Source organism: Pontibacterium granulatum (genome assembly GCF_029961155.1).
Lineage (GTDB): Bacteria > Pseudomonadota > Gammaproteobacteria > Pseudomonadales > Balneatricaceae > Pontibacterium > Pontibacterium granulatum.
In genome coordinates, this window is the sequence record NZ_JASBRH010000012.1 from 30,866 (window position 1) to 45,346 (window position 14,481).

A 14,481-nucleotide genomic window follows, 5' to 3' on the forward strand; every position below is an offset into this window, starting at 1 on the left:
AGAACTTCTGAGAAGGTATTCTGAGTTCGAATAGTTATTGCAAATGCATTGAAAAATAAGAGATTAATGGGTTTGTTATCGATTAACCCGAATAGGACACTCTGATTTAAGTGTCGGTTTTAAAAGCAGGCGGTTTATGTCACCCGCTGAGGTGACAATTAAAACTTGATATCGGACAAGGATTATTCATAACGCTCGGACTCGGATGTTTGCTTGATCCACTGTACGAAGGTGGCGATGCGCTGAGTATCCTTATGGCTTTTGGGATACGCCAGGTGATAAGAGTATGTATCCAGACAGGTATCAAAAAGCTGTATCAGGCGACCGCTACTGAATTCATTTTTTAATAAGGCGGGACAACCCAGCATGACGCCCTGACCGTTCAGCACGGCCTGCAGGCGTACGTTTGTGTCGTCAATGATCAGGCTGGTTGGTGTGTTGAGCTGCGTCACTCCCGCTTTGCGCAGCCAGTCGTCCCAGGCGGAATGGTCCTCATCATGGATCAGGGTGAATTTCTGCAGGTCTTGCGGTGATTCAACAGGTCCGACCCGGTGCAGCAGGTCGGTGCTGCAGACAGGTGTCAGGTTGCCCGGGATCAGTAGTTCGCTCTCCAGATCCGGCCAGTTGCCTTTGCCCCAGATGATAGCCAGATCGATGTTGTCTGCCAGGAAGTCGGGGACTTTGATGGTATGCATCAGATCGATCTGGATATCCGGATGCTGTCCCCAGAAGCTGCTCAGACGCTGAGCCAGCCAGGCACTGGAAAAGAATGGACGCAGCGCAATATTCAGTGAGTCTCTGCCGCGGTGTTGCACCACATCCTGAATCGCACGCGCGATCTGGTCAAAGGGGCCTTCAAGTGCTGAGTGCAGGTGTTTGCCCTCTGGCGTGAGGATTAAGGTGCGTTTCTGGCGCAAAAACAGCTTTAAGCCCAGATAATCTTCGAGCACACGGATTTGATGGCTTACGGCGGATGGCGATACCAACAACTCTTCCGCCGCTTTGGTGAAGTTCAGGTAATGGCCCGCTACAACAAATGTTTTTAAAGCATTCAGCAAAGGCAGATGTAGCATATGTCACTCTGATTTATTTATTATTTTTGTTTATCCGATTGAGATATAAGGCAGTTCCCGACGCAGGTCAACTGTACTGATACAGCTACACAACGATTCACGCTGCTCTAAATCGTGTTTGTCTTTGACAGCAAGTCATCCAGTGCGACGATTTCACCACAGCACTCCGGGCTGTAGCCCGGTAACTGCATCACCGCCTGCTGGAAAGCCGGGCTGCGGATATTCTGCAGCAGTTGTTCCACGGCGGCCTGCTCGAGACTGCGGTGGTGACAGACCAGCAGGTAGTACTCCTCCTCCAGCGGGATAAAGCCGAGACCAAACTGGCGCGCGGCCGCTTCCACACCCATCCCCGCATCCGCCATACCGGAGGCTACATAGGCCGCTACAGCGGAGTGGGTAAACTCCTCGTTTTCGAAGCCCTCGATCTGGCGACTGTTGATCTGCCGTTGCTTCAACATCTCATCCAGCAGTACGCGGGTGCCGGACTCTTTCTGGCGGTTGATAAAACGCACGCCTGCTTTGGTCAGGTCTTCCAGACCGGTGATCCCATGGGGATTATCCGACTTCACCATCAAGCCCTGGCGACGGGTGATAAAGCGGATCACCTTGTGCACCCGTGGTTTCAGGTAGCGGCTGTAGCTCTCGATCAGTTTCGGGCTGACCACGCTGGTGGGCAGGTGAAAACCGGCGATATCGCAGGTGCCACGGCCCAGTGAGGCCAATGCATCTTCGGCGCTTTTGTACTGCAGGTCCAGCTGGATCCCTTCGGCAAAATCCGGCAGCAGGGCGACCGCATAGCCGTGGCTGGCGTTAATGCGCAGCAGCGGGCTAACCCCCTCCAGAGCGCGGTGGATCTCCATGTTCAGATCCGAGGCCAGGCTTTCCAGCTGGGGTTTCAGACGGGCGACAACCCTTTGCTCGGCCCAGATCAGTTTTTCACCCAGGGCGGTCAGCTGGGCGCCGCGGCCTTTTTGCAGCTCAACCAGCGGTACGCCAAAAAACGCCGCCCAGGTGTTGAGCAGGTTCCAACCGTGACGGTAGGAGATGCCCGCTTTTTTTGTTGCCGCCGTCAACTTGCCCTCTTCGTGTATTGCACGCAGCAGGGAAAATAATTGCGGATTCAACTGGTTACCACTGCCGTCACGAAACGACCAGGTGGGTACAACTTGTATTCTCTTCATATGAACAACATTTCATATTTTTAATGATTGGCACGAGTGCTACTTTAAGAACATAAAACAGACATTATCACGTTTAGATAATGTTCAAATATGTAATTTAATGCATATATAAAAACAAGAGCCGAGTAACAGAACAGATGACTACACACGCTTTCGATGAGCAGCGCGAGCAACGTGTGGTCGGTATCATCGCCGAGCTGAAAGACAAGCCCGGTGCACTGCTGCCGATCCTGCACGGAATTCAGGACAGTGAGGGTTACATTCCTGAAAGCTCAGTCGCTATGATCGCCGCTGAACTGAACCTGTCACGGGCCGAGGTACACGGTGTAATCAGCTTCTACCACCACTTCCGTACTACCCCACCAGGCCGTCATGTGATGCAGGTTTGCGTTGCCGAGGCATGCCAGGCGCGTGGCTCCCGCGAGCTGGAGAGTTACGCCCAGGAAAAGCTGGGTGTGGGTTTCCACCAAACCACGTCTGACCGCGAAATCACCCTGGAGAAGGTGTACTGCCTGGGCAACTGTGCCTGCGGACCTTCCGTGCGTGTGGATGACGACATCGTTGGTCGTGTCAGCAATGCGCGTTTCGACGAACTGGTTGAAGAGCTCACCACCCAGACCGTGGAGTTGAAGTGATGGTTAAAGTATTTATTCCGCGTGATACCACATCGCTGGCGCTGGGTGCCGATAAGGTGGCCCGTGAATTTGCGGTGGCTGCTGAGCAGCGTGGTGACAGTGTAGAGATCGTGCGTAACGGTTCCCGTGGTCTGTTCTGGCTCGAGCCGATGCTGGAGGTGGAAACCCCGGCCGGTCGCGTGGCGTACGGTCCGGTGACTCATGCCGATATCGACAGCCTGCTGGAGCAGGGGGTGTTGCAGGGCGAACAGGGTCACCCGCTAAGCCTGGGGCTGACCGAAGAGATCCCGTACCTGAAAAAACAGCAGCGCCTGACCTTTGCCCGTGCCGGTATTACCGATCCGGTATCGCTGGACGACTATCAGGCACACGACGGCTTTAAAGGCCTGCGCAATGCACTGCAGATGGATGCCCAGGCGATTGTGGATGCGGTGAAAGCCTCCGGCCTGCGTGGTCGTGGTGGTGCGGCATTCCCTACCGGCATCAAATGGCAGACCGTACTGGATGCAGTGCCAACCGATGCTGTTAACGGTGAGAGTGGCCAGAAATACATCGTCTGTAACGCCGACGAGGGTGACTCCGGGACCTTTGCCGACCGTATGGTGATGGAAGCCGATCCGTACATGTTGATCGAAGGCATGACCATCGCCGGTCTCGCCGTGGGTGCGACTCAGGGTTACATCTACCTGCGCTCCGAATACCCGGTGGCACACCAGATCCTGAACGAAGCGATCGCCAAAGCAGAAGCGGCCGGTTTCCTGGGTAACGATATCCTCGGTAGCGGCCGACGCTTTGACCTGGAAGTTCGTCTGGGGGCTGAAGCGTACATCTGTGGCGAAGAGACCTCCCTGCTGGAGAGCCTGGAAGGTAAGCGGGGTCTGGTGCGCGCCAAGCCGCCGCTGCCAGCTATTGTGGGTCTGTTTGGTCAGCCAACCGTCGTGAACAACGTGCTGTCTCTGGCGGCGATCCCGTACATTCTGGACAAAGGCCCGCAGGCTTATGCCGACTACGGTATGGGGCGCTCTCTGGGGACCCTGCCGTTCCAGCTGGCGGGCAACATCAAGCAGGGTGGTTTGATTGAACTGGCGTTTGGTCTGACCCTGCGTGAACTGATGGAAGATTTTGGTGCCGGTACCTTCTCCGGACGCCCGGCGCGTGCGGTACAGGTGGGTGGCCCGTTGGGTGCCTACCTGCCGGAAAGCCAGTGGGATACGCCGCTGGACTACGAGGCCTTTTCTGCCATGGGGGCGGTATTGGGTCACGGTGGTGTGGTGGTGTTTGATGACACTGTGGATATGTCTGCGCAGGCGCGTTTCTCCATGGAGTTTTGCGTGGCGGAGTCCTGCGGTAAATGTACCCCGTGCCGTATCGGTTCCACCCGTGGCGTGGAGGTGATCGACCGCATCCGCAACAACGAAAACCGCGAAGCCAACCTGGAGTTGCTGACCGATCTGTGTGACACCATGATCGACGGCTCCCTCTGTGCGATGGGCGGCATGACCCCGTTCCCGGTGATGAGTGCCGTGAAGCACTTCCCGGAAGATTTTGAACCTCAGACTGCTGAAGGAGGTGCCTGATGACTTTGCAGTATTTTGATCCGAACAAGGACTACGGTACCCCGGCACGTCTGTCGGAAAAGATGGTGACCCTGCAGATTGACGGTGTGGAAGTGACCGTACCGGAAGGCACCTCAGTGCTGCGCGCTGCGGCGGAAGCGGATATCAATATCCCGAAACTCTGTGCCTCCGACAACCTGGAAGCGTTTGGGTCCTGCCGTATCTGTGCGGTAGAGATCGAAGGTCGCCGTGGTACCCCGGCATCCTGTACCACCCCGGTGGAAGCGGGCATGCAGGTGAACACCCAGACCGACAAGCTGGCCCGTCTGCGCCGCAATATCATGGAACTGTACATCTCCGACCACCCGCTGGACTGTCTGACCTGTCCGAGCAACGGTGACTGCGAGCTGCAGGACATGGCCGGTGCCGTAGGCCTGCGTGAGGTGCGTTACGGTTTTGCCGGCAACAATCACCTGGATGCCGAGAAAGACGAATCCAACCCGTATTTCACCTTCGATCCGAGCAAATGTATCGTTTGCTCCCGCTGTGTGCGTGCCTGTGAAGAGGTGCAGGGTACCTTTGCGCTGACTATCGATGGTCGTGGCTTCGAGTCCAAGGTTGCAGCGGGTCAGGATCAGCCGTTCCTGGAATCTGATTGTGTATCCTGTGGTGCCTGTGTCCAGGCGTGTCCTACCTCCACCCTGATGGAAAAATCGGTCATCGACCGCGGCCAGCCGGAACACAGTGTAGTGACCACCTGTGCGTACTGTGGTGTGGGCTGTCAGTTCAAGGCGGAGATGAAGGGTTCGGAAGTGATCCGCATGGTGCCATACAAAGACGGTCAGGCGAACCACGGTCACTCCTGTGTGAAAGGGCGCTTCGCGTTTGGTTATGCCACCCACGAAGACCGTATCACCCAACCGATGATCCGTGACTCCATCGACCAGCCTTGGCAGGAAGTATCCTGGGATGAAGCGCTGAGTTTTGCCGCCAACAAACTGCGCGGTATTCAGGAGACATACGGCCGTGAAAGTATCGGTGGTATCACGTCCTCCCGTTGTACCAACGAAGAAACCTACCTGGTGCAGAAACTGATCCGTGCCGGTTTCGGTAACAACAACACCGATACCTGTGCCCGTGTCTGTCACTCACCAACCGGTTACGGTCTGAAAACCACCCTGGGTGAGTCTGCCGGTACCCAGACCTTCGATTCCGTAATGCACGCCGATGCCGTGATGGTGATCGGCGCGAACCCAACGGATGCGCACCCGGTATTTGGTTCCCTGCTGAAGAAACGCCTGCGTCAGGGCGCCAAACTGATCGTGGCCGACCCGCGTCGTATCGATCTGGTGAAGAGCCCTCACGTAGAGACCCAGCATCATTTGAAACTGCGTCCGGGCAGCAACGTGGCGTTTATCAACGCCATGGCACACGTGGTGATCACCGAAGGCCTGGAAGATACCGCATTTATCGCCGAGCGTTGTGAGGACAGCGCCTACCAGGCGTGGCGCAGCTTTATCAGCGAAGAACGTCACTCTCCGGAGAACACCGAGTCGATTACCGGTATCCCGGCAGGCGAACTGCGCGGTGCGGCACGTATCTACGCCGAGGCGAAAAACGCTGCAATCTACTACGGTCTGGGCGTAACCGAGCACAGCCAGGGGTCCAGCATGGTCATGGGTATTGCCAACCTGGCGCTGGCGACCGGCAACATCGGCCGTGAAGGTGTGGGTGTGAACCCTCTGCGTGGTCAGAATAACGTACAGGGTTCCTGCGATATGGGCTCCTTCCCGCACGAGCTGCCGGGCTACCAGCACGTTGCCGATGACACAGTTCGTGCCCGCTTCGAGGCGGCCTGGGGTGTGACCTTGGACAACGAGCCGGGCCTGCGTATTCCGAACATGTTTGATGCTGCGCTGGATGGGACCTACAAGGGTATGTACTGCCAGGGCGAAGATATCGCCCAGTCTGACCCGAACACCAACCATGTTGAGGCGGCGCTGCGTTCCCTGGAATGTCTGGTGGTGCAGGATATCTTCCTCAACGAAACGGCGAAGTTTGCCCACGTCTTCTTGCCGGGTGCGTCCTTCCTGGAGAAAGACGGTACCTTCACCAACGCCGAGCGTCGTATCAACCGCGTCCGCAAGGTGATGCCACCGCTGGCTGGTAAGCAGGACTGGGAAGTGACCCAGGCGTTGTCCAACGCGCTGGGCTATGAGATGAACTACGCGCATCCGTCCGAAATCATGGACGAGATTGCCAGCCTGACCCCAACCTTCACCGGCGTCAGCTACGATCGCCTGGAAGAACTGGGCAGTATCCAGTGGCCATGCAACGATGAGGCGCCGGAAGGTACACCGATCATGCATCTGGAGAGTTTCCCGATCGGTAAAGGTCACTTTGCGATTACCGAGTACGTGGCAACCGAAGAGCGCTCAAGCCGTAAGTATCCGCTGTTGCTGACCACCGGTCGTATCCTGTCGCAGTACAACGTGGGTGCACAGACCCGCCGTACCGACAACCAGGCATGGCACGACGAAGATGTGCTGGAACTGCATCCACAGGACGCTGAAGATCGCGGCATTGTGGACGGTGACTGGGTGGGGATTGCCAGCCGCGCTGGCGAAACCGTGATGCGTGCCAAGGTTTCCGACCGTATGCAGCCGGGTGTGATCTACACCACTTTCCACCATCCGGGCAGCGGTGCCAACGTGGTAACCACCGACAACTCCGACTGGGCAACCAACTGTCCGGAGTACAAGGTGACCGCGGTACAGGTTGTGAAGGTAAACCAGCCATCCGAATGGCAGCAACGCTACCGCGACTTTAACGAGCAGCAGAAAGCGGCGCTGGCACAGGCCCGGGCCGAAGGCCGTGACCGTAAATCCCGGAGCCGGGTGTAAGTCATGGCTGCCCGACCAGAACCGCATATGACTGACAGCAAGCATCCTTGCCGTGAAGACAGTGTCTGTGCCGTACCGGTGCAGCGTTGCCGCCCCGGCGAGGATGAGCTGGCGGAAGACCTGATCGCCCAGGAAGTGCCGGTAGCATTGGTCTACAACGGTATCTCCCACGTGGTGATGATGGCCTCGCCGCTGGATCTGGAAGACTTTGCGGTGGGGTTCAGCCTGAGTGAAGGGATCGTCGAGCAGATCGGCGAGATCTACGATATCAGCCTCGACTATGACCCTGCGAATCTGGTGCTGGGGGTGGCGGTCAACCTGACCATCGCCGCCCAGCGCCAGATGGAGCTGAAGCGTCGCCGTCGCAACCTGACCGGCCGTACCGGCTGTGGTTTATGCGGCACTGAATCCCTGCAGGACGCGGTGCGACCGGTCTCGCCGGTTACACCGCAACCCTTGGTGGGTGGCGAGGCCGTCGAACAGGCGGTCGCCACTCTGGTGGAGAACCAGCCGCTGCAGGCAATGACCGGTGCCTTCCACGGCGCTGCCTGGTGTGACCTGCAGGGCAATATCCTGCAGTTGCGCGAAGATGTCGGGCGGCATAACGCGCTGGATAAACTGCTGGGGCACCTGCGCCGCAGTCACGTGGATCTGGCGCAGGGCTTTGTGCTGGTATCCAGCCGGGCCAGCTACGAAATGGTTTATAAAAGCAGCCGGTGTGGGGCAGCAACGCTGGTGGCCGTATCGGCACCCACTGCACTGGCACTAAAACAAGCGCGGGAAGCGGGGTTAAACTTAATTGGCTTCGCCCGTCCCGGCCGTCACGTGGTGTATCACCGCGCGATCGAAGAATAAGATTTTGGAGGAATACCGGACTATGGGCAGCCATCAGTTAGCCAGCCTGATCCGAATGGCCAATCAGATTGCGGACAACAACCGCCATGTGGGCGACGATACTGCAGTTGCGCAGGTTGTCAGCAGCCACCTGAGCCGCTTTTGGGCGCGCTCGATGAAAGAGCAGATTCGCGAGTATCTGCAGGCCGGTGGTGAAGAACTGCACCCTGTGGTGAAACAGGCGGTACAGCAACTTTAAGTAAGGAAGGAGCAAATAAGTCCTTTAGGCACTCACGGGACTTATGCGCTCCTTCCTAAGTCAAGGATATCAATTTTCGCCAGTGCGAAACGCTTTTGCTTTACAGCAAAAGATAAAACTCTATTATCGAAAGAACGTGAGTTCTGAATTAACGCAGAGGTGCTATTCAGAATCCGCTGTGTGGTGGGTGGCCACAACTCTCGTTGACGTTATGAAGGATGGGTTTTTCGCCTGGTATGACATTCGAAGATTACACAAAACCGGTAAAGATCCTGGTGACCGGTGCAACCGGCCAGGTGGGTTCCTCCATTGTGCAGAGGAGCGAAGACGATAGTTTTTTTTCCGTGGTGGGGCTGGGCCCAAAGGAGCTGGATATCACCTCGGAGGAGCAGATTCACGAAAAGCTGGATCTCTATCTACCGGACTACGTAATCAACTGTGCTGGCTACAACGGTGTGGATGCCGCGCAACACGAACATGAGCGCTGTTATGCGGTGAATACAGCCGGTGTGGATAAACTGGCCCGCGCCTGTGGTGATCTGTCGATCCCGATGGTGCATATTTCCAGCGACTTTGTGTTTGATGGCCACTACGAAAGTGGTTATCGCGAGGATGATGAAGTCTCGCCGCTGGGCGTCTACGGCGACAGCAAATGGTTGGGCGAAGAGGCGCTGCGCCAAGTGCTGCCACAACACATTATTCTGCGCGTCAGTTGGGTGTTCAGCGAAACCGGCAACAACTTTGTGACCCGGACCTTGGAGCGGGCACGGAGCCAACTGGAGATCCGTGCGGTCAGCGATCGCATCGGATGCCCAACCGCCGCGTCCGATGTGGCACGGGTGGTGCTGGCGATGCTGAAGCAGATCCATAATGGCGCAGAAGCCTGGGGAACCTACCACTACTGTGGTGGCGAGGTGAGTAACCGTTACAGCTTCTGTAAAGAGATTATCTCGCTGGCAATGGGGTACGAAGAGCTGGCGATGGAAAAGCTGACGGCGGTCAGCGCCAGTCAGTACGCGAAAGAGGTGCAGCGTCCCGGTTCATCGGTTCTGGAGTGCAAGAAGCTGTTGAATACCTTTGGTATCCATCAGCGTCCGTGGCGCAGTGACCTGTCTGAAGTAATCCGCTTTCACTACAACCTGCGCAAGCAGGCGGTGGAAAGCTAATATTTAGTTACAGCCACACCGTCCAGGGTTGTGGATGGTGTGTAATGGCAACCGCGACGATATAAGCGGCGGCCAGCATTGCCCCGGTAAGGGCAACAATACGAATGGCCCGGGTGCGTCCCCGGCGCAGGGCGACACTGCCCAGGACGATATATAACAGCAGGCCGAGAACTTTTGCCGTCAGCCAGCTGTCCACAAAAGGATACTGCTGCAGCTTATATGCCAGCAGACCGGCACTCACCAGCAGTACGGTGTCGATGCTATCCGGACCAATGCGCATCCAGCGTTTGTTGAGCAGACGCGGTTTCTGCAGCATGCACCAGCCACGGAACAGGAAGAAGGTCAGGCTCAGGACTACAGCCGTGACATGGATATGTTTAATCGCCAAGTAGCTCATTTTGGAATATCTAAACGGTATAAGGTTGTATCTGAATCTGCTGTACTAGGATGAGCGAATAAAGTTTACACAGGTTTTTATCGTAAAGTTGGATAAAAACCTGTTCATTGATATTGGTTAGTTATGAGTACTCAGTCCGAACAACAAAAACAAGCGCTGATTGATGACTTTGGCCGCCGGGTTGATTACGTGCGGTTGTCGGTGACCGACCGGTGTGATTTCCGCTGCGTATACTGCATGAGTGAAAACATGCAGTTTCTGCCCAAGCAGCAGGTGCTGACCCTGGAGGAGATCTACAACGTCGCCGAGTCGTTTGTCGAACTGGGTGTGAAAAAGATCCGTCTTACCGGCGGTGAGCCACTGGTGCGTCGCGGTGTGATGGATCTGATCCGTGCGATTGGTAAGTTGCCGGTGGAGTTGGTAATCACCACCAATGGCTCCCAGCTGGGTCATATGGCGGGTGACCTGCGCGATGCCGGTGTCTCGCGCCTGAATATCAGCCTCGACAGTCTGCGTCGGGATCGCTTCCAGCGAATGACCCGTAGTGATCGTCTGGATCAGGTATTGGCCGGTATTGATGCTGCCCGTGAAGCGGGCTTTGAGAAGATCAAGCTGAACGCCGTGGTGATGAAGGGCCGTAACGATGACGAAGTACTGGACCTGGTCGATTACGCACGTAATAAACAGCTGGATGTAAGCTTTATTGAAGAGATGCCGCTTGGTGGTATCACTGAGCATGACCGGGCCGAAGCCTACTGCTCCAGCGATGAAGTGCAGCAGATTATCGAACAACGTTATCCGTTGATGGCCACCACCGAACGCACTGCCGGTCCATCCCGTTACTTCCGTATGGCTGACAGTGAGAGCCGTATCGGTTTTATCTCGCCCCACAGCCATAACTTCTGCAGTGAATGTAACCGCGTACGTGTCACCGTGGAAGGGCGTTTGCTGCTCTGCCTGGGCAACGAGCATTCGGTGGACCTGCGCAAGATCATGCGCGCCAATCCGGGTGATCAGGAGCTGCTGCGCCAGACCATCATCGATTCCATGGGCCTGAAGCCGGAGCGTCACTGGTTTGATCTGGAAGAAGATGAGCCACAGATCCTGCGCTTTATGAACATGACCGGGGGCTGACCAGCATCAGCCTTCGTCCTCACCACTGTTGTGATACAGTGGTGCCATTCTCAGATTCGCACGCCCTGATAAGCCGGGCGCGCCAGCCAATGTGTAACAGATTCAGGAGTTTCAACCATGGGCCATGCATCCGCACAGGCAGAGTTTATCCCGCTTAATATCGCCGTTCTGACGGTATCCGATACCCGCGATGAGGCCACCGACAAATCCGGTCTGGCGTTGGTGGAGTGTCTGCAGACGGCAGGGCATACCCTGGTTGAGAAAATCATCGTTAAGGACGATGTATACCAGATGCGCGCCGTAACCTCCCAGTGGATCGCCGACCCCAAGGTGCAGGTGATCATCTCCACCGGTGGTACCGGTTTTGCCAACCGCGATTCTACGCCGGAAGCGATGCAGCCGCTGTTTGATAAAGAGATTGAGGGATTTGGTGAGCTGTTCCGCCAGATCTCCTTCGAAGAGATCGGCACCTCTACCATCCAGTCCCGTGCGATGGGTGGTCTGGCTAACGGTACCGTGATCTTCTGTCTGCCGGGTTCCACCGGTGCGTGTCGCACTGGATGGGAGAAGGTGATCAAGGATCAGTTGGATAACCGTTTCCGTCCGTGCAATTTCGTCGAAATGATCCTGAAGCATAGCGCAAACAGCGCCGTTTAAGACCCCAGCTTGCCCGAGGGAAGAAGGAGAGTAGCGATGAGCAGTTGTGATAATCCGGGGTTGATGCCTATCGACGAGGCGTTGGCGCGCCTGCTGGACAACACCGCAGTAACGGCCGGTGTGGAAACGGTGCCGGTGCAATCCGCAATCGGACGTGTGTTGGCCGAATCGCCGATTGCGGCAGTGGATGTGCCGCCGGCGGACAACAGCAGTATGGACGGTTACGCGGTGTGTATTGCGGATCTGGATGCCGAACAGGAAACCGCCTTGCCGGTCAGCGCCCGTATCCCTGCAGGGCAAGCACCGGGAACGCTGCAGCCGGGTACTTGTGCCCGCATCTTTACCGGTGCCGAGATACCGGCGGGGGCGGATGCGGTGGTGATGCAAGAGCAGACCCGCGTTGAAGGCGACCAGGTCGTGTTTCCGGCTGGCGTAAAAGACCAGCAGAACATCCGTCCTAAAGGGCAGGATATAGAGCAGGGCGCCGCAACGCTGGCCCGGGGCACCCGTTTGCAACCGGCAGACTTGGGTGTGCTGGCTTCGACGGGCCTGGCTGAAGTCAACGTCTATAAACCGTTGCGCGTGGCGTTGCTTTGCACCGGTGATGAACTGGTCGAGCCGGGTGAGCCGCTGGCGGCGGGTCAGATCTACAACTCCAACCGCTTCCTGCTGGCGGGTCTGCTGGCGAAGCTGGGTATGGAGTTAGTGAACCTGGGACGGGTGCAGGACACTGCCGAAGATACCGAGCGCGCCCTGCGCACAGCGGCGGCTCAGGCGGATGTGATCGTCAGCACCGGTGGCGTCTCTGTGGGTGAAGAGGATCACGTCAAAGCCGTTGTTGAGAAACTGGGCCGTCTCGATCTGTGGCGTATCAGGATCAAACCGGGCAAACCGCTGGCCTACGGTCAGGTGCAGGGGGTGCCGTTCTTTGGCTTGCCGGGTAACCCGGCTTCCAGCCTGATCACCTTCTGTCTACTGGCCCGCCCATGCCTGCTCAAGCAGCAGGGTGCAAATGTGGAAGCGCCGATGATGTTGCAGGCGCCGGCCGGATTTACCCGTTCCCGTGCCATCGTGCGTCAGGAATACCTGCGTGCGCGATTTGACAATGGCCGTGTCGAGCCGTTCGGCAACCAGAGTTCCGGCATGCTTTCGTCTGCCAGCTGGGCCAATGGTCTGGCGGTGATTGCGCCGAATACCCAGGTGGTGGAAGGCGATCTTGTGGGCTTTATCCCGTTTTCAGAACTCCTTTCTTAAACTCTTTCGCGATGCGAGGATATTGATCCGTGTCGCGGATTAAGGAACCAGCGAACAGGTCCGAAACGCCTCTGAATACCCCGAAGGGAGGGCGCTAAAACAGCTTTCTGCTTTGTCAGGCCGCTTGGAAAGGACCAGTCATTCCGCTGCACTGCCTTTCGCGCATAAAGCCGTTTTATCGACCGCAGAGAAAGTATCGGACTTATTCGCAGGTTCCTTGATCTTTCCACGCTGTAAGTTGCCGCTTAAAACGGTAAAATAGGCGCCTTTTTTCAACATATGGCAATTTAAACAGAGGGGCTAATGGCAGATCAGCAGGATCCGTTTCGCGAGATTCGTCCATATAGGGATCAGGAAGTAGCGGAGGTGCTCAACCGGCTGCTGTACAACGACGAGCTGATCAGCGCGATTACCGGCTACCAGTTTCCTAATGCCTCCAAGTTCTTCGGTTGGGCGCTAAAGCCGATGGTACGTATTGCCTTGGCACGTGAAGTGGGTGAGGTGAACAGCATCGCCGAGTTCCAGATGCTGGTGGCCAAGTACATGGAGAAGATGATCGCCCGTACCACCACCAAGCTGACGGTGTCTGGTATCGACGAGCTTGATCCTGAGGAGTCCTACCTCTTTATCTCCAATCACCGTGATATTGCCATGGACCCGGCGTTTGTAAACTGGGTCCGTCACCAGTTTGGTATGGACACAGTGCGCATCGCCATCGGTGATAACCTGCTGCGCAAGCCGTACATCTCGGACCTGATGCGCCTCAACAAAAGCTTTATCGTAAACCGCTCGGCCACGGCGCCGCGTGAGGTGATGAAGGCGCTGACCCAGCTGTCTCAGTATATCGACCACAGCATCGTACAGGATGGCCAGTCAATCTGGATCGCCCAGCGTGAAGGACGCGCCAAAGACGGCAACGACCGGACTGATCCGGCGATCCTGAAGATGTTCTACATGTCCCACCGCAAGGCGAAGCGCAGTTTCAGCGAAGCGATGGAGCGGTTGAACATTGTGCCGGTTTCCATCTCTTACGAATATGATCCGTGTGACGCGCTGAAGGCGAACGAGCTGAATGCACTGGCACAGGACGGCGCCTATGAGAAAGGCCAATTTGAAGATATCGAAAGTATTGTAAAAGGGATCACTGGCAACAAAGGCCGGGTCCATGTTGCCTTTGGTGAGGTAATACGCGGCGAATTTGAAACGCCGGAAGCGATGGCGGAAGAGATTGACCGTCAGATCCTGAAAAACTACCACCTGCACAGCTCCAACCTGATCGCTGCCGGTCGTGGCGACGACACCAGTGCGGAAGAGCAGGCTGAATTTAATGCCCGGTTGGAATCGGTGGAGGGCGGCGCGCGCGATATTCTGCGTGCCATGTACGCCAACCCGGTCACTAACCAGGACAAGGTGAAGGGCTAACGCCCGGGAG

At 56.6% G+C, this 14,481-nt stretch carries 13 protein-coding genes; 10 read left to right on the top strand and 3 right to left on the bottom strand.

The annotated features are described in order from the left end of the window. Window positions 1-182: 182 nt before the first annotated feature. Both QKW35_RS12550 and QKW35_RS12555 read right to left on the bottom strand, forming a co-directional pair. Window positions 183-1,073, bottom strand: coding sequence for a LysR substrate-binding domain-containing protein (locus tag QKW35_RS12550; RefSeq protein WP_282353552.1), 891 nt, complete (start codon window positions 1,071-1,073; stop codon window positions 183-185). Between the two features lie 107 nt (window positions 1,074-1,180). After that, window positions 1,181-2,254 carry a substrate-binding domain-containing protein gene (locus QKW35_RS12555; protein WP_282353553.1) on the bottom strand — a complete coding sequence of 358 codons (1,074 nt, stop codon included), beginning with the start codon at window positions 2,252-2,254 and terminating at the stop codon, window positions 1,181-1,183. A gap of 137 nt (window positions 2,255-2,391) precedes the next feature. Between QKW35_RS12555 and QKW35_RS12560 the strand changes: the two genes are divergently transcribed. From QKW35_RS12560 to rfbD, 6 genes are all read left to right on the top strand, one after another. Beyond that, window positions 2,392-2,889 (top strand): formate dehydrogenase subunit gamma, encoded by a 498-nt coding sequence (locus QKW35_RS12560; protein WP_282353554.1) that lies wholly within the window; start codon window positions 2,392-2,394, stop codon window positions 2,887-2,889. Further along, entirely contained in the window at window positions 2,889-4,466 is a 1,578-nt protein-coding gene (locus QKW35_RS12565; protein ID WP_425608003.1) for a formate dehydrogenase beta subunit, read from the top strand. Before QKW35_RS12560 ends, QKW35_RS12565 begins: the two co-directional genes overlap by 1 nt. Further along, the gene (fdhF, locus tag QKW35_RS12570) at window positions 4,466-7,348 is read left to right on the top strand and encodes a formate dehydrogenase subunit alpha (RefSeq protein WP_282353556.1); all 2,883 of its coding nucleotides are present in this window, start codon (window positions 4,466-4,468) and stop codon (window positions 7,346-7,348) included. The genes QKW35_RS12565 and fdhF overlap by 1 nt, the downstream gene beginning before the upstream one ends. Before the next feature lie 3 nt (window positions 7,349-7,351). Beyond that, window positions 7,352-8,203 carry a formate dehydrogenase accessory sulfurtransferase FdhD gene (fdhD, locus tag QKW35_RS12575; protein WP_282353558.1) on the top strand — a complete coding sequence of 284 codons (852 nt, stop codon included), beginning with the start codon at window positions 7,352-7,354 and terminating at the stop codon, window positions 8,201-8,203. 22 nt (window positions 8,204-8,225) lie between these two features. Continuing rightward, window positions 8,226-8,441, top strand: a complete 216-nt coding sequence (locus QKW35_RS12580) for a formate dehydrogenase subunit delta (protein WP_282353559.1) — start codon at window positions 8,226-8,228, stop codon at window positions 8,439-8,441. A 236-nt stretch (window positions 8,442-8,677) separates the two neighbouring features. Continuing rightward, complete coding sequence (gene rfbD / locus QKW35_RS12585) at window positions 8,678-9,607, top strand: dTDP-4-dehydrorhamnose reductase (RefSeq protein WP_282353560.1); 930 nt, start codon at window positions 8,678-8,680, stop codon at window positions 9,605-9,607. Window positions 9,608-9,614: 7 nt separating this feature from the next. Here rfbD and QKW35_RS12590 read toward each other — a convergent pair whose 3' ends face one another. Beyond that, the gene (locus QKW35_RS12590) at window positions 9,615-10,004 is read right to left on the bottom strand and encodes a SirB2 family protein (protein ID WP_282353561.1); all 390 of its coding nucleotides are present in this window, start codon (window positions 10,002-10,004) and stop codon (window positions 9,615-9,617) included. A 123-nt stretch (window positions 10,005-10,127) separates the two neighbouring features. Between QKW35_RS12590 and moaA the strand changes: the two genes are divergently transcribed. From moaA to QKW35_RS12610, 4 genes are all read left to right on the top strand, one after another. Beyond that, window positions 10,128-11,138 (top strand): GTP 3',8-cyclase MoaA, encoded by a 1,011-nt coding sequence (moaA, locus tag QKW35_RS12595; protein ID WP_282353562.1) that lies wholly within the window; start codon window positions 10,128-10,130, stop codon window positions 11,136-11,138. Window positions 11,139-11,255: 117 nt separating this feature from the next. Beyond that, window positions 11,256-11,795, top strand: a complete 540-nt coding sequence (gene moaB / locus QKW35_RS12600) for a molybdenum cofactor biosynthesis protein B (protein WP_282353563.1) — start codon at window positions 11,256-11,258, stop codon at window positions 11,793-11,795. Window positions 11,796-11,831: 36 nt separating this feature from the next. Continuing rightward, complete coding sequence (locus QKW35_RS12605; RefSeq protein WP_282353566.1) at window positions 11,832-13,049, top strand: molybdopterin molybdotransferase MoeA; 1,218 nt, start codon at window positions 11,832-11,834, stop codon at window positions 13,047-13,049. A gap of 303 nt (window positions 13,050-13,352) precedes the next feature. Further along, the gene (locus tag QKW35_RS12610; protein ID WP_282353568.1) at window positions 13,353-14,471 is read left to right on the top strand and encodes a 1-acyl-sn-glycerol-3-phosphate acyltransferase; all 1,119 of its coding nucleotides are present in this window, start codon (window positions 13,353-13,355) and stop codon (window positions 14,469-14,471) included. Window positions 14,472-14,481 lie beyond the last annotated feature (10 nt).